Here is a 23869-nt window from a genome sequence, read left to right as displayed (position 1 = left end):
TCCTGGGCAAAGGCAGGGGAGGTCAGGGCCTTGCCCGGACCGACCAGGGTGTGGCCATTGCCCTTGTAGAACCATTCCGGCTGGGCGCCGACTTCGCCGTCTTTCGGCTTGCCGTCCTTCACGCCCATCAGGAACATGCGCATGGAATCGGTCGTTTCCGCTGCCGCCTTTTCGTGCATGCGCTGGCGGCCTTCGGCCGAGCCCAGGTGGGTCAGGCCGGTGCCGGTAACGTGCAGGTGAGCGGGATCCGGATGGTCGATTGGCGCCAGGACGCGGCCTTCGGACAGCGCCAGATCGACATCGACGGTTTCGCCGAGACCCTGCGTCGCCACCTGGTCGGCGATCGAGCGACCGGCCTTGATGGCGGCCATGGCCAGTTCATAGGTCGAGGACACGCCTTCGATCACGCGGGCGCCGTCTCCAGTCGCGGCGAGAACCTGACGGACACCGTCCGAACTGACAACCTGAATGAGACGGTACGACATAAGCGTTTCCTGCACTGACTTGGATCATTAATTAGTCTGACAAATAAATGGTGTAATGGCAGGGATGGAGATTGTCAATTGTCTGATGAAATGCCATAGTCCAATCTGCTTGCGGCACAACAATAACCGGGAGGCTGCGCTTTGACGCCATTGGACGATGACGGTGAAGTCGAGGACTACGCGCTCAATACGGGGCCGCTGGTCACCTCATTCAAAAACACGACGCCGCAGGGCCGGCTGCACGGCGCGCTGGCGCATCGACTGGGCGTGGATATCCTGAGCGGCGTCTATGCGCCGGGTGAGACGCTACCCAACGAAATCGATTCGTCGAGCACGCTGGAGATATCGCGTTCGGCCTATCGCGAAGCCATCCGCATCCTGGCCGCCAAGGGCATGGTCGAAAGCCGTCCAAAGACCGGCACGCGTGTGACCGAACGCGTGCGCTGGAATATCCTCGACCCCGAAGTCCTGCGCTGGATGTTCGAGACCGAGCCCAGCGAAAGCTTTATCCTGGGCCTGTTCGAACTGCGCCTGATCACCGAGCCGGCGGCCGCCGCGCTGGCGGCGCAGCGGCGCCAGGACAGCCACCTCGAAATCATGGACAATGCGCTGAAGGTCATGGCGTCGGAGACGCTGGCGACCGAAGCCGGCCGGCAGGCCGACCTCGATTTCCATGACGCGCTGATGAGCGCGACCGGCAATGAGGCGCTGGCTTCCTTAAGTTCCTCGATCAGCGCCGCGGTAGCCTGGTCCACGCGCTACAAGCAGCGCATCAAGGCGCTGGAGCGCGATCCCGTGCCGGAGCACCGCGCCGTCTACGAAGCTATCCTGCGCAGTGATCCTTCGGACGCCCGGTGGTGCATGGAATCACTCGTGCGTCTGGCCCTGCACGACACCCAACGCAGCATGAGCATCAAATAACCGGCCTATAGGCTTTGTAAAAATAACCTGACGACAATATAATTGTCTGACTATTTCTGCAAAGTTTCTTACTCTGAACGATGGCGGGTGAGCGGCTTTGCGGGTAAGCCTCCGGACAAATCCGTTTTATAGGGCACGTTCGTGACCGATCTGCTGCAATTTGGAAAACGCGTCGAAGGGCTGGACTACGCTCCCCGCGAAGGCGCCTATGGCATTCTGTTACAGGACGGCCGCATTGCCTGTGTCCAGGTCGGCTACAGCAAGTTCACCTATGATCTCCCGGGCGGCGCCGTCGATCCGGGCGAGACGCCGGAACAGGCCTTGCGGCGCGAATTCCTTGAAGAAACCGGCCTCGACGTCAGGGTTGGCAAGCCGGTGACGGAACTCTTCAACTATTTCATCAATGATGACGGCAAGCCCTACAACAACCTCTGCCGCTTCTATGAGGTCGAACGGGTCGGGCACAAGCCGCACGCCAAGGTCGAGGACGACCACGAACTGATCTGGCTGCCGCCGCTGGAAGTGATCAAGCGCCTGACCAAGGAAGGTTATGTCTGGGCCATGGCCCTGTGGCTGCGCCGGCCGGCCTAAAGCACATGACACTTGTTGGACGCCCAACGCTCCCCCTTCCGTCACGGCGCAAGCGCCGTGCCACCTTCCCCGTAAACGGGGAGGGAACGAATTGATATTATTGGCTTTTCCTTCCCCGTTTACGGGGAAGGTGGCATTTGCGGAGCAAATGACGGAAGGGGGATTTTTCGGCACGAAGCAGGTTCGATCTAACCGCATCGTGCCCTAGCCCCCAATCGGTATCCGGCGCAGGATGAATTCGTCGTCGAGCGTCTGGCCGACGGCGAACTGGTATTCGCCGACACGGTGAAAGCCGAAGCTGCCATAAAACGCCTGGGCCTTGTGGTTCTCGCTCCACACGCCAATCCATTGCGGCGCGTCGCCGAAGCGTTCCGTCATGTGGTCGATGGCCGCTGACAGGAGCGTCTTGCCCAGCCCCTTGCCCTGCTGGCTGGAATGGACATAGAGCCGCTTCAGTTCGCCTTCAAAGTCCGGGCGGGCGTCGGGATGCGGCAGGCCGACCTTGCCGCACTGCATGAAGGCGACGGCGGCGCCCCTGTCGTCGAGGACGACGCGCCAGTGCTGGGCCGGATCATTGATGTCGGCCAGCAGCGCATCGTGCGCATAGGATTTGCGCAGGAACGCTTCAAGATCCTCCGGCGGATAGAGGTGGCCGAAGGTCTCGGTGAAGCTGTCGATTGCCAGCGCGGACAGCGCGGGCACCAGGTCGGGTGTAACGCTCAGAAGTGTCATGCTGGGGTATTCGGCCGCCATTCAACGGTCATGATCGGCGAAGCGTGCTGGCGGATAACGAGGGTAAACTGAATGCGCGCCGGGTATGGCGGCAGGCGCAGGTGCGGTGCCAGGTCGAAACAGAAATAGCCGCCATCGGACACGCCCTTGAGGTCTTCGGGCGAGGCAGGCGGCGGCATGGGCGCGGCTTCTTCAGCCTCCGGATCTTCCAGGCCCAATTCAAACGGAAGCTGCGGCGGCAGGTCGTTGATACGGACGTGCAGGGTGCCGGACAGCGGTCTAGGGACCGGCAAGGCCGGCAGCATGAAGCGGCCGCAAACCGGAATGACGGTGGCCTGCTGTCGCGCGGGCGCCACCCATTGCGGCGCGTTCAGGATAATACCCTTCCAGCCGATGGGCTGCTGAGGTGGCGAGAGACGCTGAGGATTGCGGCTGCCGATGATGGCGCCGGCGAATTCAGGCGGGTGAATGAATGGGGTCATAGGCTGGTCCACCCGGTTTCGAGGTCGCCTTTCTTCACGCGCTCGGCGCAGTCCGGACAGAAGGCGATCGCGCGGCGGCTATTGCCGGCGCCGAACATGACGCACTTGCCGGAGTACAAGCTGAAGCTGGCGACGAGCGCGGTGGCCGCTGCACCGCCGGCATTCGGCGTCGCATCGTAATAACAGTGCCCGCCCTGGTGGCCGCGCGCGACATAGTGGAAGGGGGAGGCATCGAGATAAAGGTATCTCGACAGGTTCGCCGGCGCGGCGGTACCGGTTGGCGGAGGTGGATCCGGCGGCTCGGGGCCGGTCGTGTAGTTCGTCTTGTGGCCCAGTTCGTGGACGATGGTCTGGTTCATCTCCGCGGCGTCACGGATCATATGGAAGTGGCTGCGGGCAATCGCCACCAGGGCACCCTGGCCCTGGTTGCCCGAGCTGAAGCCATTGATGCCGCCGGCGTAGGTCCGGACCTCGACTTCGATCGTCAGTTCGGCCGCCTTCAGCATTTCGGCATTGGGCTTAAATCGCACCGTGCTGGTAGGTTCGATGCCCGTTTCGAAATCGGCGGCCGTCGGCGCCGGCCAGTCGGACTTGACCTCGCCGGTCGAACTCTTCGTCTGGACGCGGGCGGAGACCAGCCAGGAATTGTCCGGATCGTCCTTGGTCCAGAGATAATAGGACAAGGGCAGGGTCATCTTGGCCGTCGGCGCGCCGGTCTTGCTGGACGGCGTCGTCGCGTAGGACGGGGACTTGTTGTAGAAGACCGACAGAATGAGGTAGGGGGCCAGCATCGCCACCGCTTCGCCGCGGAAGGTGCTGTCGTCGAAGACCGGACGGGCGGCATCCTTCAAATTCTGGATCTGAGCGTTGATCCGGCCGGAATCGGCGAACAGGAACTTGCTGAACGGCAGTTTCCCCGCGGCGCCATAGGTAAGCTCATCCGTTTCCAGGTAGATTTCCTGTTTGACGAACTCGGCCTTGGCGTCGCCCAGCGCCACGGGCGTGACCGTGTTCATGGTCATGGTCGTGACGAACAGCCCGCGCCGCGTCTTGAGCGAGCCGGCCGCCGTGATGACCGTGCCGTAGTCGTCGCGGCCCTTGACCTTCCAGGTTTCGCCGCCGGCGGCGCGCAAGGACAGGGTGATGACCGCCTTGCCATCGTCGTCGGTCGTGCCGTAGGCCCAGACAGGGGCATAGGTCGTCGAATCCGACGGGTTGACGCGATAGGCCGAATGGGCCGCGGCTTCGGTAGCCGTATATCCGGCGTCGCCGCCGCTGCAGACCAGCAGCACTTCGAAACGTTCGGCACCCGGATTGGCGAAGGTCAGCCGAATGCGAATACTGCGAGACAGCCGGTCGAAATTGTCGACGGCCTTGCCGCCGAAGCCCGGTGTCAGCCAGGCCGGAAGGGCGGCGCGTTCGAACCGGGTCCGGTATTCGGCCAGGTTCACCCACTGCGTCGCCTCGGCGCCAAGGACGGGGTCGGTCTTGCCGGTATCGTCGCCGGCGGTGAAACCGTGCAGGATCTCGACCTTGGTCAGCTTGTTGACGCGCTTGATCTCCTTTTCGATCGCCTTGGTATGGCACTTGAGGCAAGGCTCGGCGACGTCGGTCTTGGGGTAGGTCTTCGGATACTGGTTCGGCAGGTCCTCGATCTTCGCGGCCAAGGCCTTGCGCGCGTCGGCGCGCTTCTTTTCGCGGTCCTTCCAGGCCTGCTTGGTGCTGGACTTCGAGAAAAAGCCCGGATCCTTGTCCTTGGCGCTGTCCTCGCTCAGCTGCAGGTACTGCTCGCGCAGGGATTTCTCGTATTGCAGAACCTGGATGCCGAACTCGATCTGCGCGATCAGCTTGTCCTTGCGATCCTTGGCATCGCCCATGACGGCCGGAAGGTCCCTGGCCTTCTTCAACGCGCGCGCCATCCGCCTTTCCCGCTGGGCCAGCAGGGCGATTTTGCCGGGGGCTTCGGTGACGAGGGGATCGGGCTTCGGCACGGTCAGTCGAACTCGGACGGTTCAAATTCGGGATCGACTTCCAGGTCGTTCAGGGGCGCGCGCAGCATGGTGATCTTGCGTCCGGCGTCACGGCTGGAATGGAGGACGTCATAGGCCCAGTGATCCTCCGCCAGGTTCGTGAAGTCGTCGTCGGTCATGGCCTCGACCATGGCCAGTTCAGCGATGTGGTCCTGACGGGTGATGTCGCAGCTTATGGCGAAGTCGATGCGGCGCTGGACATATTCGACGACCTCGACGGGTTCCATGAAGCCAAAGGTTTCTGGAAAGCGGTTTGTGAGGTCGTCCGACAGCTGGAGCGTCAGCTGGCGCCGGGCCTCCGCATTGAACGCCGCCGTCTGGGTCTCGGATATTCTTAGCATCTGCAGCTCCCCGTGGCGCGAAGCTTACGCCACAGTGCCGCCCGGTGCAACTTTGCCGTCAAATCAATGGTTAACGGTCGTTAGATCGGTATGATTTTAAGCGGAAACATCATGCCGATCTAAGCTTTTGTTTTGTCGCGATATTTAAGGCGAAACCGCTTACAACTTTCGCCGTATCGCTCAGAAATGCCTTACCTTCGTCCAGGCGTCGACCAGCGTCTTGGCCTTGTTGTAGACGATTTCGGCCGTGTCGCCGGGCTTGAAGACGCTGGTGCCGATGCCGAAGCCGGCGGCGCCAACGTCGAGGTAATCCTTCATATTGTCCGCCGAGACGCCGCCGACCGGGAAGACCGGTACGTGGCGCGGCAGGACCGCTTTCATCGCCTTAAGACCTTGAGGTCCTGCAAGCTCCGCAGGAAACAGCTTGAGCGCATCGGCGCCGGCATCGACGGCGGTAAAGGCTTCGGTCGGCGTGAAGAAGGCTGGAAACGAGATCATGTCCAGCGCCTTGGCGCGGCGAATCACGTCGGGATTGGTGTTGGGCGAGATGCAGATTTCGCCGCCGACGGCCTTCAGCGTCTCGACATCGGCGACGTTGAGCACCGTACCGGCGCCGACAATGGCGCGGGTGCCGAACGCACTCGCCATGGCCTTGATGCTGTCGAACGGATCGGGCGAATTCAGCGGCACTTCCAGGATCTTGAAGCCGGCGCGGATCAGGCATTCGCCGACGCCGAGCGCTTCACTGGGGCGCAAGCCGCGCAGAATGGCAACCAGGGGCATGGTGTCGAGGGCGTCGCGCCAACGTGCGTCGAGGGACATCAGATAAGCTTTCCTTGCTGGGCCAGGGCCCACAGTCCGGCGGACGACGCTTCGTCACCGTCGATTTCGGTGACGTCGGTGAAGCCGGTATGATTCAGAGCACGCTTGTACAGGGTAATCAGCGAACCCGCGCCGATCAGGGTCACGGGGCGGATGCCGTGGCGCAGCGATTCGGCGCGGATCTCCGAGCCGATGAGCAGACCCGACAGGTAGGAGGACAGGCTTTCCGGCTTGATATTGCCGAACAGGCCTTCGGTGCGCGCCGAGAAGACCAGCGACAGGAAGGACTTGTCGGCCATGGCGCGGTCGACGCCCAGCGTAAAGGCGGCTTCATCGTCAACGTCGTTCTCCATCAGGTCGCCCAGGATGGAGTGGCGCTTCAGGACCTGGAACATTTCGCCGGTCATGTAGGACGAGAAGCCCTGGATGGTGCCGTCATGGACGACGGCCCACTTGCAGTGGGTGCCGGGCAGGACGAAGACACCGTCGCCGTGCTTTTGGCTGAGGCCGAAGATCTGGGTTTCCTCACCGCGCATGACGTTCTTGATGCCCGGGTGATCGGCGTCGGCGGACAGGCCGGGCACAATCTTGACCTTCAGGCGGTCGGACGGGGCATCAACTATGCCTGCGACGATTTCCTTTGCGCCGGCGGGGCAGGGGACATAGGGCGCCTCTTTCCATCCGGTGCGTGAACCGACCATGCCCGACAACAGGATCGGCAGGTCCGGACGGGCGAAGTCTTCTTTCATGACCGACGACAGGGCCTGTTCGAAACTGAGCACCCCTAAGTTCTTGAGGCCGATATTGGCGTTGTGGCGGGCGATGATTTCGCCGTCGGCGCTGAACAGAAACAGACGGAAGTTGGTCGTACCCCAGTCGGCGGCGAGCAGGGCGGGCGGTTCAGTCGACATGAAACAGGCTCAGTAAGAAGATGGATTCCAAGGCGCGAGCGCTTTTGCAGGGGCAATACCCGCCCGAGCCTTCGCGCTCAAGAAGCGAAGCGTTAGCGCTCATAAAAAGTCGAGGAGCCTCGCGGCGCTTGAGCGGCAAAAAGCCCTTAGCCCTTAAACTTCTGCGGTTCAAGGCCGGTGTGACCGCGCAACAATTCACTTGGGATTTCGAAGAATGTACCGCCTTCACGATCGTTGGGCAGATCGACGGCGGCGGAGGTCACGAAGACGCGGTCGAGGCGTTCGCCGGCAAAGCACAAAGAGGTCGTCTGCCTGGCCGGCAGGTCGATATGGAAGTCCTTGCTGCCGTCGCTAAGGAAGCGCGTGACGCGGCCGATGCCCCAGTGCGAAATCCACAATCCGCCCTGCGCGTCGACCGTCATGCCATCGGGACCGCCCATTTCATCGGTGAACTGCAGGAAGAGGCGCTTGTTGCGGATTTCGCCGGCGTCGTCGATGTCGAAGACGAAGACCGAGCCGTGGCCGGTATCGGTGTGGTAGACGGTGCGGAAGTCGCCGGAGAAGGCCGGACCATTGGCAATCATGTAGGGGCCATCGACCTCCTGGACGGAGAGGTCAGTATTGAGGCGATACCAGGCGCCCGAGGTCTTTTCGACCGGCTTGTGCATCGAACCGGCCCAGATGCGGCCACGATTATCGGCCTTGGCGTCGTTCATGCGGTTGAGCGGTTCGTGCGGGTAGGGATTGTGGATGTGGCGGATAGTCAGCGGCTCCAGCGTGACTTCGGCGAAACCGCTCATCAGGCCGGCGATGAAGCCGCCCTTTTCGCGCTCGATGACCCAGCTGATATGTTCGGGAAAGTGCCAGGTCCTGCTTTCGCCACTCATATAGTAGGCGTGCAGGTTGTTCGACAGGATGTCGACCCAGTAGACGCAGTTGTCGCGCCGCGACCAGGTGGGGCCTTCGCCGAGAACGGCGCCGGGAGCGGAGCGGCGGATGATGTCTGGCATGGGCTTCCTCTCTTTTGCTTTGTCTGTTTTAACCGGCGGCGGCCCGCGTTTTCCAGCGATTATTTGGCTCAAAACGTCACGTCAAGAAAATTGTATGACAATTTGCGCGACCTTCCCTTAGGTCGCAGAATATTTCGCGCGATATCTTGACGTTCGCGTAAAGTAAGCGCACCTATACGGCTATATGCAAAGCGGCGTGTTATCACGCGAAAGTGGCTGTTGGTCCAATGGCGCTTTTGGCGAACGCGCTTATAAAACGGGCTCCCAAAGCCGGAGGATGTTCTTGCCCATGCCGACCCCAGACAATTCCGCTTATATCTACGACCACGTGCGCACGCCGCGCGGCAAGGGCAAGAAGGATGGCAGCCTGCATCAGTTCACGGCGCTCGACCTGTCGGCCCAGGTGCTGAGCAACCTGCGCGACCGTAGCAACCTGGATACGACCCTGGTTGACGACGTGTCGTGGGGATGTGTGACGCCGGTCGGTGAGCAGGGCGGCGATATCGCCCGCGCCGCCGTTCTGGCGGCCAATTACGATCAATATACCGCCGGTGCGCAGGTCAACCGCTTCTGCGCTTCGGGTCTTGAAGCCGTCAATATCGCTGCCGCCAAGGTAGTGTCGGGCGAAGCGACCATGGCGATTGGCGGCGGCGTCGAATGCATGAGCCGCGTCCCCATGGGATCGGACGGCGGCGCCTGGGCCATCGATGTCCGCGGAGCCTTCCCGCAATACTTCGTGCCGCAGGGCGTTTCTGCCGACATGATTGCTTCCAAGTGGGGCTTTTCGCGCACCGACTGTGACGCCTATGCCGTCGAAAGCCACAAGCGCGCCGCCCAATCCTGGGCCGAGGGCCGCTTCAAGAATGCTGTCATCAAGGTCAAGGACCAGATGGGCGTCACCGCACTCGACCACGACGAAAGCATCCGCCCCGGCACCGACATGCAGACCCTGGGCGGGCTCAATCCGTCCTTCGCCATGATGGGCGAGATGGCCTTCGATGCCGTCATCAACCAGCGCTACCCCGAAGTCGAGCGCGTCAATCACGTCCATACGCCCGGCAATTCGTCGTCGATCGTCGATGGCGCGGCCGCCGTCTTGGTCGGTTCCAAGGAAGCCGGCGTCATCACCGGCATGAAGGCCAAGGCCCGCATCGTCGGTACGGCGTCGATCGGCTCCGAGCCGTCGATCATGCTGACCGGTCCCTCTTACGTCACCGAAAAGCTGTTGAAGAAGCTCGGCATGAAGGTCTCGGACATCGACCTCTATGAACTCAACGAAGCCTTTGCCGCAGTCGTGCTGCGTTACATGCAGGCGCTCGATATCCCGCACGACAAGATCAATGTCTGCGGCGGCGCTATCGCCATGGGCCACCCACTGGGCGCCACCGGCGCCATGATCCTGGGCACGCTGGTCGATGAACTGGAACGCTCGGGCAAGTCGACGGGCCTGGCTGTGCTGTGTGTCGGCGGCGGCATGGCCACCGCGGCCGTGGTCGAACGCGTCTAAGGCAGGGAGATAAAAACAATGGAAAACTTCAAGACCGAACTCGACGCCGACGGCATCCTGCTCTGCACCTTCGACGTGCCCGGCAAGACGATGAATACTTTTACCAAAGCTGCCCTGGGCGACCTGGAAACCATCGCCAACCGCGCCAAGACGGAAGCTGAGATCAAGGGCGTGGTCCTGACCTCGGGCAAGACGACCGGCTTCTGCGCCGGCGCGGACCTCGAAGAAATGCTGGGGGGCGCCTGGGAAGTGGGCGGTGACCTGCAAGGCGAGGCCAAGCTGAAGGCCAATTTCGACGCGGCATTCGAGATGAACCGCGTCTATCGCCTGCTGGAAACCTGCGGCAAGCCGGTGGCGGTCGCTATCAATGGCGTGGCGCTGGGCGGCGGGCTCGAAGTCTCGCTGGCTTGCCATTACCGCGTCATGGGCAATGGCCCGAAGACCCAGGTTGGCCTGCCCGAAATCAAGATTGGCCTCTTCCCTGGTGGTGGTGGCTCGCAGCGTCTGCCGCGCCTGATCGGCGTGCAGAATGCGCTTCTGGCCATGTCGGAAGGCAAGTCGTTCAAGCCGAAGGAAGCTCTGTCGCAGGGCATCGTCCACGAGGTTGTCGACGAGGGCAAAGAGGTGGAGGCCGCCAAGACCTGGATCAAGACCAAGGGCGATCCGGTCGCCCCGTGGGACAAGAAGGATTTCAAGATCCCCGGTGGCGGTCCTTACCATCCGGCGGGCGCGCAGATTTTCATCATGGGCAATGCCATGCTGCGCAAGCAGTCCTATGGCAACTATCCGGCCGTGCTCAACCTGATGCACTCGGTCTATGAAGGCCTGCAGGTGCCGTTCGACACCGCCATCAAGATCGAATCGCGCTTCTTCTGCAATACGCTGGCGACGCCGCAAGCCAAGGCGATGATCCGCACCTTCTTCTTCTCGATGCAGGCGCTGGGCAAGGGCTCGGGCCGTCCGGCGGGCGTGGCGAAGACCGAGTTCGCCCAAGTCGCCGTGCTCGGCGCCGGCATGATGGGGGCGGGCATCGCCTACGTCACCGCCATGGCCGGCATCAAGGTCGTGCTGGTCGATCGCGACCAGGCATCTGCCGACAAGGGCAAGGCGCACTGCGAAGACCTGCTCAAAAAGGCCGTGTCGCGCGGCAAGATGACCCAAGATAAGGCGCAAGGCGTTCTTGATCTCATCACGGCGACGCCGGACTACGCCGCCATCGAAGGCTCGGACCTGGTCGTTGAAGCCGTGTTCGAAAATACCGAACTGAAGGATCAGGTGACCAGGCAGGCCGAAGCCCCGCTCTATAAGGGCGCCAAGGCCGGTTCGGCCATCTTCGGCACCAACACCTCGACCATCCCGATCTCGCTGCTGGCCAAGGCGTCGTCGAAGCCGGAAAACTATATCGGCATCCACTTCTTCTCGCCGGTCGACAAGATGCTGCTGGTCGAAATCATCCTGGGCGAAAAGACCTCGGACGAGACCCTGGCCAAGGCAATCGACTATGTCCTGAAGATCAAGAAGACGCCGATCGTCGTCAACGACTCGCGCTTCTTCTTCGCCAACCGCTGCTTCATTCCGTTTACCGCCGAAGGCATGATCATGTGGTCGGAAGGCGTCGCCCCCGCGCTGATCGACAATGCCGGCCGCATGACCGGCATGCCGCGCGGTCCACTGGAGATGATGGACGATGTCGCGCTGGATCTCCTGACCAAGATCACCTCGGAAACCGCCAAGGCTATGGGCGACGCCTATCAGCCGATCCCGGGCGAAAAGGAAGTGGCCCAGATGGTCGCCGATGGCCGCCTCGGCCGCAAGAACGGCAAGGGCTTCTACGACTATCCGGCCGACAGGAATACGCCCAAGACCCTGTGGCAGGGGACCAAGGACATGTTCCCGGTCACCCAGGCCGAGGCCAATCCGGCCGAGGTCGAAGAGCTCAAGAAGCGTCTGCTGTACGTCCAGGCCGTGACGGCGGCGCGCTGCTTCGAAGAGGGCGTGATCACCGATCCGCGCGAAGCCGATGTCGGCTCGATCCTGGGCTGGGGCTTTGCGCCGTGGTCGGGCGGAATCGTGTCGCTGATCGACGCGATCGGCATCCCCAAGTTCGTCGAAGAGCTGGACCGGATGGAAAAAGCTTACGGCGAACGTTTCAAAGCGCCGCAGCTCTTGCGTGAGATGGCGGCGAAGGGCGAGACCTTCTACAGCCGGTTTGGAAAGGCTGACAAAGCGAAAGCGGCTTAATTTCGCTTTGTCAGCCTTGATAGTAAAAGAAGACGCTCCGGCGTCGAGGACGCTCCGGCGTCCTTTTTTTCATGTTCAGGGGAGGGGCATGGATATTTTTCGTAAGTTGTTTGGCTTGGGTAAAAAAAATTCAAAACCCGGGATCGAGTCGGCGTTCACTGACATGCAGAAAGACTTGATCCGAAGCGTCGCCAAACCGGCGATCCGCCTCGAGATTGGCGATGGCCCCAGTCGTCTTGGTGGCCTGCCCGAGATGCCGGCGGCATTCGATTGGCCTCATGGCGCAAACGGAAAGCCGCTGGCCTTCCTGGCTCAGATTGACCTGGCGTCGTTACCGCCGCTCGCCCAGGAGATGGGCTTGCCGTCGGTCGGCAGGCTCTGGTTTTTTTACACCCAGGACCAAGAAGCATGGGGGCTTCGTCCGACAGACCGGCTTGAATGGCGCGTCCTTTATTCCGACCAGTCAACCTCTAACTTCGACGAAACGTGGGCGCCTGGCGGCTTGGCAGTAAGTTACACGCCGGTGCTGCTTCACGCTTCGGTAATCGATACCTATCCGGATATTTACACCATTAAGGCTACCGGGCTCGGCTGCCGTGACAGTCAACTGGAGCTCTATCTCGATCATGTATCGCCTGATGCGGACACACGGCACATAATGGGTGGCTATTGTACTGCTTATCAGGACCCCGACATGCCATTGCAATGCCAACTGGTGTCGAACGGCATTCTTTGTGATAGTCCGAAGGCGTTTGACACGCCTGAGGCCAAAGTGTTGGCGGCAGGTGCGCAGGAGTGGTGTCTTCTTCTTCAGTTGGGATCGGAAGAGAAAGCCAAAATGATGTGGGGAGATGGCGGTATGCTATATTTCTGGATGCGGAAGGATGACCTGAGGGAGAGGCGGTTCGATAAGGTCTGGATGATCTTGCAGTGCTGCTGAGTTAAGGACCAGATCAAAGTCGGCGTCCGGCTTTTCTCTTGCCGCGCATGCGTGAAAATGATCAAATTGCAGCGATAGTGAGCAAATCAGGAGCCCTTCATGTTTAATCGTCGCCTGCTGCTTGGATTGGGACTGGCCGCGGCCGTGCCCAAGGTCGCTTCCGCACAATCGAACGCCCAGGCGAGCGGGCAGGAGGGGCTGCCCCAGGCGGGCGGCGTCGCGGGCTTGCGTCCGCCCCTGCCGAGGCAGGAGATCTGGCCGGGCAATGCGCCGGGTGGTGAAAAGGTGACGGTCGAACAGCGCGTCGTCCTGCGTAAGCCCGATGGCGATCCCAATGACACCGCCTTCTACAATATCCGTAAGCCCTGGCTGAGCTACCGCGCGCCGGCCAAGCCGAACGGCGGCGCGGTCCTGATCGCGCCGGGTGGCGGCTACGTCCGTATCGCCGCGAGCCTGGCCGGTGGTGATCTCGACCAATGGCTGGCTGACGAGGGCTATCACGTCTTCACCCTGTTCTACCGCCTGCCGGCCGATGGCTGGGCGGCTGGTCCCGATGTCGCGCTTCAGGACGTCCAGCGCTCCATTCGCGTGATCCGTTCGCGCGCCAATGAGTTGAAGCTCGATCCGGAACGCCTGGCGGTCATGGGCTTTTCCGCCGGAGGCCACGTCGCGGGTCTGGCGGCGACGCGTTTTGCCGAGGCGTCGTACGCGCCCGCCGATGCCGCCGACGCCCTGTCAGCCAAGCCAGCCGTGGTGGCGCTGTGCTATCCGGTCATTACCATGATGGAACCTTATCCGCACAAAGGCTCGTTGAAGGAAATGCTGGGGCCTAATCCGACCGAGGCCGCCCGTCTGCATTCATCGATCGAGAAGCACGTGCCAGCCGATGCCGCGCCGGCCTATGTCTGCGGCACGACCGACGATCCGGCCGTGCCGATGCAGAACGCTATCCTGGCCTACGAGGCCTTCAAGGCGCAGAAGGTCGCGTCGGAACTGCATCTCTACGAAGGCGCGACCCACGGCTTCCCGTTGCGCGACAAGGCCGGGAGGCTCCAGCCGTGGGCCGTTGGCGCCCTGGCTTTTATGGAACGCCACGGGCTTAAAGCCTGACGCCGTTGCGTCAGGCTTTAAGCTTTGTTTTTGGCGCGATGTTTAAGTGAAAAACCGCGTCACACTTTTTCACACATCGCGCGTAAGACAACCTGATCGTTCCGGTTAGGTCATATCGCTTGCAACGTTCGGCATTTCACGGTTCAAGGCGGGTACCGCCCCGGAGCCTGAAATGAAAGAAACGACCCGCCTGACATCCGCTACCTTAGGACGCGCCAACAGCCGCCGTCCGGTCAATGTCGCACCGGAGCGCGGCTCGACCGTGCTGATGGAAAGCGCCGAAGTCCTCTATAATGACGACCTCAAGCCGACCTATGGCACTGACGGGCTTGCGGCGCAGACTGAGCTGTGCCGGCTGATCGCTGAGCTGGAAGGCGCGCTCGAGGCCTTTATCCTGCCGACCGGACTGGCGGCCCTGACCGTGCCTTTCTTTGCTTTCCTGCAGGCTGGCGATGATATCCTGGTGGTCAATTCCTGCTACGCGCCGGTGCGTCGCTTTCTCGACACGCAACTGAAGCGTTATGGCGTGACGACGCGCTACTACGATCCGCGTCTGAGCGCCGAAGAGGTCGTGGCTCTGGCGACGCCCGCAACCAAGCTGATCTATATCGAAAGCCCTGGCTCCCTGACCTTCGATATCCAGGATATTCCGGGCATAGCGAAGGCGGCGAAAGAAAAGGGCATCCTGACCTTGTGCGACAACACCTATGGCGCTGGCGTGCTCTTCAAGCCGCTGGCGCATGGCATAGATATGTCCATGCAGGCCCTGACAAAGTATGTTGGCGGCCATAGCGATATCCTGATCGGTTCGGTCGCCGTGTCGGACGAAAAGCTGGCCAAGAAAATCTACGCAACGATCAAGGCGTGGGGCTTCTTCACCTCTGCCGACGAAAGCTATCTGGCCATTCGGGGGCTACGCACCCTTCATCCGCGCTTGAAGCAGTCGGGCGAGTCGGCGTTGAAGATCGCGAAGTGGCTGAAAGGCCGCGCGGAAGTGGCGCACGTCGTCCATCCCGGCCTGGAAAGCCATCGCGGCCATGACATTTTCGCGCGCGACTTCACCGCCTCGAACGGCCTGTTCATGGTCATCTTCAAAGGCGGGAACGAGGCCAAGTCACAGGCCTTCCTCAACCGCCTGAAACTCTTCGGCCTTGGCTTCAGCTGGGGCGGGTTCGAAAGCCTGGCCGTCTATTGCGAACCTCAGATCCGCGGCCGCGCCAAGCTGTCGGACGACGACAACTGGCTGCTGTCGGGCTCGGCCATCCGCTTCTATGTCGGCCTGGAAGACGCAGACGATTTGATGGCGGATATCGAACAGGCGCTCGAGGTTTTTAGAGATTAAACCCCGCCGACGTCTTGAAGAACCGGTCGGTGGCGGCGGCGAACTCGTCGGACAACTGCTCGACCAGTTCGGCGACCGGCATGATTTCGTGGATGGAACCGACGCCCTGGCCCGCCGACCAGATGGTCTTCCACGCCTTGGCGTCGGGGTTCAGTTCGTGCGCCATGTCGATCTTGTGCTTCGGGTCCTTGGCGGCGTTCGGGTCGAGGCCGTTGTTCACCAGCGACGGCGTCAGGAAGTTGGCGTTAATTCCCGAAATCGCGTCCGTATAGGTGATGTCTTTCGCCGTCGTGTCGATCAGCATCTGCTTGTAGGCGGCGTCCGCCCGCGCTTCATCCGTCGCGATAAAGCGCGTGCCCATATAGCCGAGGTCGGCGCCGGCCATCAGCGCCGCAGCCACGTCCTGGCCGGTCGAGAGGGCGCCCGACAGGATCAGCGTGCCTTTGAAGAAGCTGCGGATTTCGTTGATCAGGGCGAACGGATGCTGGTTGCCGGCATGGCCGCCGGCACCTGAAGACACCAGAATCAGGCCATCGACGCCGGCTTCGGCAGCCTTTTGGGCGTGGCGGGCATTGATGATGTCATGGAAGACGACCCCGCCATAGGAATGGACGGCGTCGACAACGTCCTTAACGGCGCCCAGGCTGGTGATGACCAGAGGCACCTTATGCGCCACGGTGATTTTTAGGTCGTCCATCAGGCGGGTATTGGTGCCGTGGACGATCAGGTTGACGCCGTAGGCGGCGTCGTCGGGGCCGCGCGCCGCTTCGATCTGGTTCAGCCATTCGACATAGCCATCCGAGGTGCGCTGATTGAGGGCAGGGAAGGTGCCGATCATGCCGGCCTGGCACGTCGCGATGACCAACTCCGGGCCGGAGACCAGGAACATCGGCGCGGCAATGGCAGGAAAACGCAGGTTCTTGCGGAGCGTGGCGGGTATCATGGCGGGTCCCTGTCGACCTTTATCGTTATGCAAACACCTTGCATGAAATTGACCTGAACGTAAAGTGTTCGTTTCTTCTGTAGCTTAGCCCCGCCCACCATTTGCTCCGCAAATGGTCCCCCCTCTCCATAAATGGGGAGGGCGAAGAATACTATCTTCATCAACAACTTAAGCTTTTCAAAGCTGAAGCACTTCGCCCTCTCTGCTTGCGGGGAGGGGGGACCGCCGAAGGCGGTGGGCGGGGCCAACGCGATAGAGGACACTCGTGCGGGATGACCAATTTTTGACGTCGTCCTTGTCTTCCAGGCGCTGGCGTTTAAATAGGGGCCATGAGCCATTACACCGACAACCTGACCCAGCTGGGCGGCGATGCCCGGCCGGCGGCTTCGCCCGAACAGGCGACGCTGGAACGCGTGCCCAATCCGCACCCCGACATCGACTATGTCGCGCGTTTTACTGTGCCGGAGTTCACCTCGCTGTGCCCTGTCACCGGGCAGCCCGACTTTGCCCACCTGGTCATCGACTATGTGCCGGGCGACTGGCTGGTCGAATCGAAGTCGCTGAAACTGTTCCTGACGTCTTTCCGCAATCACGGCGCCTTCCATGAGGACTGCACGATCCATATCGCCAAGCGGCTCAAGGACCTGCTCGACCCGCGCTGGCTGCGGATTGGCGGCTTCTGGTATCCGCGCGGCGGCATACCGATCGACGTCTTTTGGCAGACGAGTGAGCCACCCAAGGGCGTGCTGATCCCCGAGTTCGGCGTTCAGACCTATCGCGGCAGGGGATAGTGTGTTCAAGGGGGGCGGAATTTTACCCATATTGACGCGGCTAGCTATCTGCTGGACGGTGTCTTCTGTATGCGCCGCCCTGGGCGTCCGCTTCCAACTGCTATTTGATGGCGGGCTGGCTTTCGACCTTCCTTACTATTGGGATCGGAACGCCTTTATAGCATACGCATTGACAACACCCCTTATTCACGTGCCTATTTTTGCCATCACGGAATGCTGGCGCTTTTTTCGGAAAGTCAGTTTGCCATTTCGCGCCTACGCGATGTTCATCGGCGTATGGCATGCAGTACAAACGGTGATATTGTGCCTGGGCTTGACCGGCGTTTTCGTTCAGCTCTGGGAAAGATTGAATATCTCGGACCAATTTTACATGACATATGTCTATGTTGAGATCGGCCTTTCTTTCGTCCTGACCTACATTCTCGCCTTTCTTGGGGCCAGGATGTCGCTTGGGCCGCCCGACAAACCTAAGGCTGCCACCAGCTGATGCGTTCGTCGTAGTTGGGGCGGTCGCGTTCCAGCGGCGGCTCGTTCGGCGTGCCGAGATAGATGAACCCAGCGACATTTTCCTCAGGCGTCAGCCCCATAAGCGCCTTGGCGTCGTCGTCATAGGAATACCAGTCGGTGATCCAGTTGGCGCCATAGCCCATGGCGCCGGCAGCGATCAAAAGGTTCTGGCAGACGGCGGCGGCCGACAGTTGCTGCTCCCACAGAGGAATCTTGTGCGGCTGGAGGGGCGAGGACACGACCAGCAGCATTTCCGGCGGGGTCGACATCTTGAGCAGGGCGACTTCGGCCTTCTTCGCTTCAGGCTGGGACTGCGCCAGGATGACCAGGGCCTCGACCAGCCTGGCCTTGGCCTCAGGGGTGAAGCGGACGATACGCCAGGGGCCGATCTTGCCGTGGTCGGGCACGCGCAGACCGATCCGGATCAGGAGGTCGATCTCCTCGCCCGATGGTCCCGGGGCGGTCAGGGTGGGAGCAGGGGCGCTGCGGCGGTGAAACAAACGGTCGAGCACTTCGGCGGACGGCTTCTGCTCCAGCGGCTGGCCGAATTCGATGGCGGCGGGTTTGAGATCAAATAAGGCCATGCGTGCTCCTTGAATCGCTTTGACTATATAGGCTGCGTCGTGCGATTGCACAGCCTATGAGCCAGACAAATATTCCGCCGTGGGATACCGCCGAAGCTGCGACAGCCCGCACCAACTGGACGCGGCATACCTGCGATACAGTCTTTGAGAATCCGTGGATACGCGTCGAAAGCAGCCAAGTGACGGCGCCGACCGGCAATCCCGGACGCTACGGCGTTGTGCGCTTCATGAACCGCGCCATCGCCGTCTTTGCCCTGCACGATGACGGCACTGTGCCGCTGGTCGGGCAACAGCGCTTTGCGGTCAATGCATACAGCTGGGAAATTCCCGAAGGCGGCGGCCCCCTGGACGAAGATCCCGAAGACGCGGCGCGCCGTGAACTGCGAGAGGAGGCGGGGCTTGTTTCGTCAGACGTGCGCAAAATCCTTGAGTTCGACATGTCGAACTCCGTGACCGATGAGGTCGCCGTCTGCTTTCTCGCCCTGGGACTGACATCGGCGGAAACGGAGCCCGATGAGACCGAACGCTTCGAATATGCCCGCGTTCCCTTTTCGCAACTGCTAAAAGCTGTTATAAATGGTCAGGTTCGCGACGGCTTAACCGTTGCTTGTACACTCAGGGTGCACCATATGGCCGTCAGTGGCGAATTGCCGCCGCATCTGATGAAGGCCGTTTTGGGTTAGGAGCAGCTTATGGCTCAGGTTTTTGAGGTCATTACGCCGGAAGACAAGCCGATCTGGCTGTGCCTGCGTCAGGAGGCCGCCGACGCCATTGTGGCCGAGCCGGGCCTGGCTTCGATGCTGCACTCGACCGTTCTGTCGCACGATGACCTGGCCTCGGCCCTGTCCTATCATATCGCGCGCAAGCTGGGCGACGATTCCCTGCGCGGTATGACCCTGCGCGAACTGGTCCAGAAGGTTTACGCGTCGGACGCGTCGCTGGTTGAAGCCGCTCAGGCCGATCTCCAGGCCGTCTATGAGCGTGACCCGGCCGCCAAGGGCTACCTCCAGGCCTTCATGTTCTTCAAGGGCTTCCTCAGCCTGCAAATCTATCGTGTGGCGCACAAGGTCTGGCAGGACGGCCGCTACACCATGGCGCACTTCCTGCAGAGCCGCGTGTCGGAACTCTTCCAGATCGACATCAATCCAGCCGCCCGCATCGGCAAGGGCGTCTTCATCGACCATGGCACCGGCGTCGTCATCGGTGAAACGGCGGTTGTCGGCGATGACTGCTCGATCCTGCAGGGCGTGACCCTGGGGGGCACGGGCGCCGAACGCGGTGATCGCCACCCCAAGATCGGCAAGGGCGTGCTGCTGGGCGCCGGCGCCAAGGTGCTCGGCAATATCCAGATCGGCGACTACGCCAAGATCGCTTCGGGCTCGGTGGTGCTTAAGCCCGTGCCGGCGCACTGCACGGCCGCGGGTGTGCCCGCCAAGCTGGTTAACTGCAAGACCTGCGAGGATCCGGCGCGCCAGATGGACCACACCATGCCGGACATCGATTTCGACTATTCGATTTAGTCGATAATGCGGGGATAAGCGCCTTATCCGTTTGCGCCTGCGCGCCTTATCCCCTAAAGCCTCGCCACACATAAAGTTTATCCCCGTTCCGGGTGAACTATGCTTTGATGCGCTCATAAAGGGCGCCGGCATGAACGACGCCCGGACGACCAACTTGAAAGAGGCTGCCTATGAACCCGTCCGAAATCAACAAGGTGCAGGATTATCTGTTCAAGATCTTCAAGACCAAGGGCCTTGAGGTCAAGGCGCGCAAGCAGAAGGATTCGGCCGAGGTCTTTGTCGGCGAAGAGTTCATCGGCGTCGTCTATGTCGATGAGGACGAGGAGGGCTCCTACATGTTCGAAATGGCTATCCTCAAGGAAGACCTCTAAAATCAAGAAAGGCGCCGGGTTCATCCGGCGCCCTTTCTAATTCAGTAGACGTCTGCCTTCGAGCGGCGGCGCTTAGAGACCGGCTCGACGTCGGGCGGTGGTGGCGTGGCGCCACTGCGCTCTTCTTGCTTGCGGACGTTTTCCTCTGTCTTGCGCACGCGACGGCGGTCGAGTTCGTCGCCTAAAGCCACGACCAGTTCCGAGAACATCGAGAGGAACTGCGGGAAACGCGAGGCCAGGAAGCCGCCCATGACGGCAACCAAAGCGGCCAGGAAGGGTGAGTGCGGTGACATGGTCTCGATCATACGCGACAGGCTGCCGACCGAGGTATTGGCAAAGGCCTCGTCGAACAGGCGTTCCTGCTTGCTGCGCTTGTCGTGCTTGGTGACGGCCTTGTAGATGCCGTAGCCCGCCAGCGGCAGGAACAGCAGGGCGCCCAGAAGTGCCGGGCCGGCGATTTCGCCCAGGCTGATTTTCAGATAATTATATAGCGCAACACTTAACCAGATGATCCCCAGGATGGCGCAAGCCACAACCAGGACAACCGCGATGACCGTCGATTTGATGACCTCGATCTTGTGTGAAACATTGAACATATTGAAACATACCCCGTCCGGTGAGCGCGCGTTGTCATAGACCGCAATAACAAATAAAGGAACAATGTGATTGAGGGGATAGCATTTTTTCCCGGTGGAGATTGCGGTGTGATGTTTGTGGAAGGCCTGTGGCACGCGCTGAAAGTGGTCTGCGCCGGGCTCTACTGGCTGCTGTTCATCTGTCTGATCTGGGCCGGTTTCGCGCTGATGGGGACAGCGCCGCAATGGGGTTGGGGCAACCTGGCGTTCGTGCTGGGTTTGTTTGCCGCCCGGGGATACGGCAAGCGCTGGCTGGACGGCGGCGCGTCCTACGTGGCGGGGTGCGGCGTCATCTTAGCCTACCTTCTGTTTGCCGCCATCGCGACCGGCTGGCGGAACGTCTAAGCGGTTTCGGCTAAGGCTTCGCGAATCGTCTCGACGATCCGGTCGATCTGGGGTTTTTCGATAATCAAAGGCGGCGACAGGGCGATGATATCTCCCGTCACCCGAATCAGCACGCCCTTGTCGTAGCAGCGATCGAAGACTTCGAGCGCCCGGGCGGTGGCGGCACCGGCCCGCGGTTCCAGTTCGATGCCGCCGATCAGGCCCAGATTGCGAATGTCGATGACGTGCTTCGCGTCATGCAGGGAATGGACGGCCTCTTGCCAGTGGGGCGCCAGGTCCGCCGCACGCTGGAACAACCCGTCTTCGGCATAGGTATCAAGCGTGGCGATGCCGGCGGCGCAGGCCAGCGGATGACCGCTATAAGTATAGCCGTGGAAGAGCTCGATCGGGGTTTCCGAGGTCTGCAGGAAGGTGTCGTAGATGCGCGTCGAACAGGCGACGGCGCCCATGGGGACGGTGGCGTTGGTGATGCCCTTGGCCATGCAGATCATGTCAGGGCGGACGCCGAAATAATCGGCGCCAAACGCCGCACCCAGCCGGCCGAAGCCGGTGATGACTTCGTCAAAGACCAGCAGGATATCGTGCTTGTCGCAAATCGCCCTCAGGCGTTGCAGGTAACCCTTGGGCGGAATCAGCACGCCGGTCGATCCGGCGACCGGCTCGACGATGACGGCGGCGATGGTCGACGCGTCGTGCAGCGCCACGATCCGTTCCAGTGCATCGGCGAGGTCGGCACCGTGCTCGGGCTGGCCTTTGGCGAACAGGTTGCCGGGGACGCCGTGGGTGTGGGGCAGGTGATCGACACCGGTGAGCATGGAACCAAACGTCATGCGGTTGCGGACGATGCCGCCGACGCTGATGCCGCCAAAGCCCGTGCCATGATAGGCGCGCTCGCGGCCGATCAGCCGCGTCCTGGTGCCCTGGCCGCGCGCGCGTTGATACGCCAGCGCAATCTTGAGCGCCGTGTCGGCGGCTTCGGAGCCCGAATTGGTGAAGAAGATGCGCTTGAGGTCATAGGGCATCAGTCCCGACAGCTTGTGGGCGAACTCGAATGCTAAAGGATGCGCCATGTTGAAGGTCGGCGCGAAGTCCATGACGGATGCTTGAGCGCGGATGGCCTCGGTGATCTTTTCGCGGCCGTGGCCGGCATTGACGCACCACAGGCCGGCCGTGCCGTCCAGTATCTGCCGCCCGTCATGTGATGTGTAATGCATGTCCTTCGCCGCCGCCAACAGTTTGGGCTTGGCCTTGAAGGCGCGGTTGGGCGTAAACGGCATCCAGAAGCTGTCGAGCGCTTCTCCTGAAGGGGTATCCACCCGGGGGACATCCATATTTGGCTCTTTTTCGATGAAAGGCGGCGGAACTGTGGTAAGCTCTACCATTGAGCCCGCGCATATTGTGATCACAATGCCGGACGAACTTCAAGGGCGAGGCCAGTAAGCGCGTATGAAAGTTGTCACTCTCGAACCGTCGGTCGCTGACGCCCGCACCCACGCCCAAGTCTATGATGCCTTGAGCGAAGACCTGATCCAAGGGCAGATCCCGCCGCTGATGTCGGTGTCGCTGCGTACGCTGGCGCAACGTTACGGCGTGTCGCCCATGCCTGTACGCGAAGCCGTCCGCCGGCTGATCGCCGAAAAGGCGCTGGAACTACAGCCCGAGAACAAGCGCCTGCGCGTGCCGCACCTGACCGAGCACCGGCTGCTGCAACTGATGAAGGCGCGCCAGTGGGTCGAGTCGGAACTGGCCTATCTGGCCGCGCCGCGCGTCGATGCCGAGCTGATCCAGCGGCTGAAGGACGATGACGACACGCTGATGAAGGCGCTGGCGACCGGCGACGTGACGGCCTACATGCAGGCCAATCACGACTTCCACTTCTGCATCTATGCCCACGCCGACGCCGATCTCCTTTACGACATGGCGCGCACCCTGTGGCTCCAGGCCGGGCCGTTCATGCGCGTGGTCTTTGCGCGGATGGGGACGGTGCACCTGCCCAAGGACCATCACCAGGACATGATCGCGGCATTCGAGCGCGGCGATGCCGAGGCCGTGCGCGCTTCGATGGCGGCCGATGTACACGAAGGCATGGAGCTGATGCTCGATGCGCTGCGCAGCCAGTCCGAGCCGGACAAGAAGCGCCGCAGGGCAGGGAAGTAAGAGGCCCCACCACCATTTGCTCTGCAAATGGTCCCCCTCCCCATGCCTTCGGCACAGGGAGGAGTTACTCAGCGCGTTCTCTCCTCCCTGTGCCGAAGGCATGGGGAGCGACTATCTGGGGTGTCAAGCTGTAGTTTGGAGCGTTTCGCGTATATCGCGAGCTTTAGCATTGAGCCTGACGATGAGTTTATGGGCGAGTGCGATTCGGATCTGCATCTTGGCTTTTCCCTTTAGGGCTAGCCTGTCGTGAAAGGCTTTGAAGTCGGGTTCGTATTTGGCGAGGTGCCCGGCGATGATGAACAGGACGGTGCGGATGCTTGCCCTCCCGCCACGGATAGCGCGTTTTCCCTGTCGTTTTCCACTGTCGTCGGCCAAGGGCGCGACACCGACCAGCTTGGAGATGGCTCGGTTTGAGAGCTGGCCGATCTCTGGCAGGTATGCCATGAGGACAGCGACGGTGCGGTCGGCGACGCCCTTATAGCGGCTGAAGCTTTCGGCCATGGCCTGCCACAGGGGATCGTCATCGATCATCGAAGCGATCTCGGCCGACA

26 protein-coding genes and 1 pseudogene are annotated in these 23869 nt (G+C 61.4%); 14 read left to right on the top strand and 13 right to left on the bottom strand.

What is annotated here, in order from left to right:
* A pseudogene (locus J2X24_RS22210) lies at positions 1 to 485 on the bottom strand (AraD1 family protein); the annotation flags it as partial.
* 198 nt (positions 486 to 683) lie between these two features.
* On the opposite strand from J2X24_RS22210, the gene J2X24_RS22205 reads away from it, so the two are divergent.
* Complete coding sequence (locus tag J2X24_RS22205) at positions 684 to 1406, top strand: FadR/GntR family transcriptional regulator (RefSeq protein WP_209726250.1); 723 nt, start codon at positions 684 to 686, stop codon at positions 1404 to 1406.
* A gap of 141 nt (positions 1407 to 1547) precedes the next feature.
* Complete coding sequence (locus J2X24_RS22200; protein ID WP_209726249.1) at positions 1548 to 1997, top strand: NUDIX domain-containing protein; 450 nt, start codon at positions 1548 to 1550, stop codon at positions 1995 to 1997.
* 204 nt (positions 1998 to 2201) lie between these two features.
* Here J2X24_RS22200 and J2X24_RS22195 read toward each other — a convergent pair whose 3' ends face one another.
* The 7 genes from J2X24_RS22195 to J2X24_RS22165 form a co-directional block, all read right to left on the bottom strand.
* Positions 2202 to 2729 carry a GNAT family N-acetyltransferase gene (locus J2X24_RS22195; protein ID WP_245345045.1) on the bottom strand — a complete coding sequence of 176 codons (528 nt, stop codon included), beginning with the start codon at positions 2727 to 2729 and terminating at the stop codon, positions 2202 to 2204.
* Complete coding sequence (locus J2X24_RS22190) at positions 2726 to 3211, bottom strand: hypothetical protein (protein ID WP_209726245.1); 486 nt, start codon at positions 3209 to 3211, stop codon at positions 2726 to 2728. The genes J2X24_RS22195 and J2X24_RS22190 overlap by 4 nt, the downstream gene beginning before the upstream one ends.
* Positions 3208 to 5202 carry a hypothetical protein gene (locus tag J2X24_RS22185; protein ID WP_209726243.1) on the bottom strand — a complete coding sequence of 665 codons (1995 nt, stop codon included), beginning with the start codon at positions 5200 to 5202 and terminating at the stop codon, positions 3208 to 3210. The genes J2X24_RS22190 and J2X24_RS22185 overlap by 4 nt, the downstream gene beginning before the upstream one ends.
* A 2-nt stretch (positions 5203 to 5204) precedes the next feature.
* Positions 5205 to 5582, bottom strand: a complete 378-nt coding sequence (locus J2X24_RS22180) for a hypothetical protein (RefSeq protein ID WP_209726241.1) — start codon at positions 5580 to 5582, stop codon at positions 5205 to 5207.
* 180 nt (positions 5583 to 5762) lie between these two features.
* On the bottom strand, positions 5763 to 6404 hold the full coding sequence (locus J2X24_RS22175; RefSeq protein WP_209726239.1) for a 2-dehydro-3-deoxy-6-phosphogalactonate aldolase: 642 nt from the start codon (positions 6402 to 6404) through the stop codon (positions 5763 to 5765).
* Positions 6404 to 7315, bottom strand: a complete 912-nt coding sequence (locus J2X24_RS22170; RefSeq protein WP_209726237.1) for a 2-dehydro-3-deoxygalactonokinase — start codon at positions 7313 to 7315, stop codon at positions 6404 to 6406. Before J2X24_RS22170 ends, J2X24_RS22175 begins: the two co-directional genes overlap by 1 nt.
* A 146-nt stretch (positions 7316 to 7461) precedes the next feature.
* Positions 7462 to 8325: an SMP-30/gluconolactonase/LRE family protein gene (locus tag J2X24_RS22165; protein ID WP_209726235.1), complete on the bottom strand. Its 864-nt coding sequence runs from the start codon at positions 8323 to 8325 to the stop codon at positions 7462 to 7464.
* Positions 8326 to 8614: 289 nt separating this feature from the next.
* Here J2X24_RS22165 and J2X24_RS22160 point away from each other — a divergent pair, with 289 nt between their 5' ends.
* The 5 genes from J2X24_RS22160 to metC all read left to right on the top strand — a co-directional run bounded on the left by J2X24_RS22160 (position 8615) and on the right by metC (position 15465).
* On the top strand, positions 8615 to 9832 hold the full coding sequence (locus J2X24_RS22160) for an acetyl-CoA C-acetyltransferase (RefSeq protein ID WP_209726233.1): 1218 nt from the start codon (positions 8615 to 8617) through the stop codon (positions 9830 to 9832).
* A gap of 18 nt (positions 9833 to 9850) precedes the next feature.
* Positions 9851 to 12073 carry a 3-hydroxyacyl-CoA dehydrogenase NAD-binding domain-containing protein gene (locus J2X24_RS22155; protein ID WP_209726232.1) on the top strand — a complete coding sequence of 741 codons (2223 nt, stop codon included), beginning with the start codon at positions 9851 to 9853 and terminating at the stop codon, positions 12071 to 12073.
* 88 nt (positions 12074 to 12161) lie between these two features.
* Positions 12162 to 13013: a YwqG family protein gene (locus J2X24_RS22150; RefSeq protein ID WP_209726230.1), complete on the top strand. Its 852-nt coding sequence runs from the start codon at positions 12162 to 12164 to the stop codon at positions 13011 to 13013.
* Positions 13014 to 13112: 99 nt separating this feature from the next.
* Complete coding sequence (locus J2X24_RS22145) at positions 13113 to 14123, top strand: alpha/beta hydrolase (protein ID WP_209726228.1); 1011 nt, start codon at positions 13113 to 13115, stop codon at positions 14121 to 14123.
* A gap of 172 nt (positions 14124 to 14295) precedes the next feature.
* On the top strand, positions 14296 to 15465 hold the full coding sequence (metC, locus tag J2X24_RS22140; protein ID WP_209726226.1) for a cystathionine beta-lyase: 1170 nt from the start codon (positions 14296 to 14298) through the stop codon (positions 15463 to 15465).
* Here metC and J2X24_RS22135 read toward each other — a convergent pair.
* On the bottom strand, positions 15455 to 16408 hold the full coding sequence (locus J2X24_RS22135) for an NAD(P)H-dependent flavin oxidoreductase (protein WP_209726224.1): 954 nt from the start codon (positions 16406 to 16408) through the stop codon (positions 15455 to 15457). The two genes, metC and J2X24_RS22135, sit on opposite strands and share 11 nt — an antisense overlap.
* Before the next feature lie 329 nt (positions 16409 to 16737).
* On the opposite strand from J2X24_RS22135, the gene queF reads away from it, so the two are divergent.
* Together queF and J2X24_RS22125 are read left to right on the top strand one after the other, a co-directional pair.
* Positions 16738 to 17199, top strand: coding sequence for a preQ(1) synthase (queF, locus tag J2X24_RS22130; RefSeq protein ID WP_209726222.1), 462 nt, complete (start codon positions 16738 to 16740; stop codon positions 17197 to 17199).
* Position 17200: 1 nt separating this feature from the next.
* The gene (locus tag J2X24_RS22125; protein WP_209726221.1) at positions 17201 to 17686 is read left to right on the top strand and encodes a hypothetical protein; all 486 of its coding nucleotides are present in this window, start codon (positions 17201 to 17203) and stop codon (positions 17684 to 17686) included.
* On the opposite strand, the gene J2X24_RS22120 is transcribed toward J2X24_RS22125, so the two are convergent.
* Positions 17667 to 18290: a nitroreductase family protein gene (locus J2X24_RS22120; RefSeq protein WP_209726218.1), complete on the bottom strand. Its 624-nt coding sequence runs from the start codon at positions 18288 to 18290 to the stop codon at positions 17667 to 17669. The two genes, J2X24_RS22125 and J2X24_RS22120, sit on opposite strands and share 20 nt — an antisense overlap.
* A 56-nt stretch (positions 18291 to 18346) precedes the next feature.
* Here J2X24_RS22120 and J2X24_RS22115 point away from each other — a divergent pair, with 56 nt between their 5' ends.
* The 3 genes from J2X24_RS22115 (at position 18347) to J2X24_RS22105 (ending at position 20181) form a co-directional block, all read left to right on the top strand.
* Positions 18347 to 18973, top strand: a complete 627-nt coding sequence (locus J2X24_RS22115; protein ID WP_209726216.1) for an NUDIX domain-containing protein — start codon at positions 18347 to 18349, stop codon at positions 18971 to 18973.
* A gap of 9 nt (positions 18974 to 18982) precedes the next feature.
* Positions 18983 to 19810: a serine O-acetyltransferase gene (gene cysE, locus J2X24_RS22110; protein ID WP_209726214.1), complete on the top strand. Its 828-nt coding sequence runs from the start codon at positions 18983 to 18985 to the stop codon at positions 19808 to 19810.
* Between the two features lie 170 nt (positions 19811 to 19980).
* Entirely contained in the window at positions 19981 to 20181 is a 201-nt protein-coding gene (locus tag J2X24_RS22105; RefSeq protein ID WP_192621195.1) for a DUF3126 family protein, read from the top strand.
* A gap of 41 nt (positions 20182 to 20222) precedes the next feature.
* On the opposite strand, the gene J2X24_RS22100 is transcribed toward J2X24_RS22105, so the two are convergent.
* Positions 20223 to 20777 carry a hypothetical protein gene (locus tag J2X24_RS22100; protein ID WP_209726213.1) on the bottom strand — a complete coding sequence of 185 codons (555 nt, stop codon included), beginning with the start codon at positions 20775 to 20777 and terminating at the stop codon, positions 20223 to 20225.
* A gap of 108 nt (positions 20778 to 20885) precedes the next feature.
* On the opposite strand from J2X24_RS22100, the gene J2X24_RS22095 reads away from it, so the two are divergent.
* Positions 20886 to 21161 (top strand): hypothetical protein, encoded by a 276-nt coding sequence (locus J2X24_RS22095; RefSeq protein WP_209726212.1) that lies wholly within the window; start codon positions 20886 to 20888, stop codon positions 21159 to 21161.
* Here J2X24_RS22095 and aptA read toward each other — a convergent pair.
* The gene (aptA, locus tag J2X24_RS22090) at positions 21158 to 22492 is read right to left on the bottom strand and encodes an omega-aminotransferase AptA (RefSeq protein WP_209726211.1); all 1335 of its coding nucleotides are present in this window, start codon (positions 22490 to 22492) and stop codon (positions 21158 to 21160) included. The genes J2X24_RS22095 and aptA overlap by 4 nt on opposite strands.
* Before the next feature lie 115 nt (positions 22493 to 22607).
* On the opposite strand from aptA, the gene J2X24_RS22085 reads away from it, so the two are divergent.
* Positions 22608 to 23318, top strand: coding sequence for a GntR family transcriptional regulator (locus J2X24_RS22085; protein WP_209726210.1), 711 nt, complete (start codon positions 22608 to 22610; stop codon positions 23316 to 23318).
* 123 nt (positions 23319 to 23441) lie between these two features.
* On the opposite strand, the gene J2X24_RS22080 is transcribed toward J2X24_RS22085, so the two are convergent.
* A partial coding sequence (locus J2X24_RS22080; protein ID WP_209726209.1) for a transposase occupies positions 23442 to 23869 on the bottom strand: 428 nt, incomplete at its 5' end.

This window comes from Asticcacaulis solisilvae, from assembly GCF_017875235.1.
In the GTDB taxonomy this organism is placed as follows: Bacteria; Pseudomonadota; Alphaproteobacteria; order Caulobacterales; family Caulobacteraceae; genus Asticcacaulis; species Asticcacaulis solisilvae_A.
This window is presented reverse-complemented; position numbering and strand designations above follow the sequence as displayed.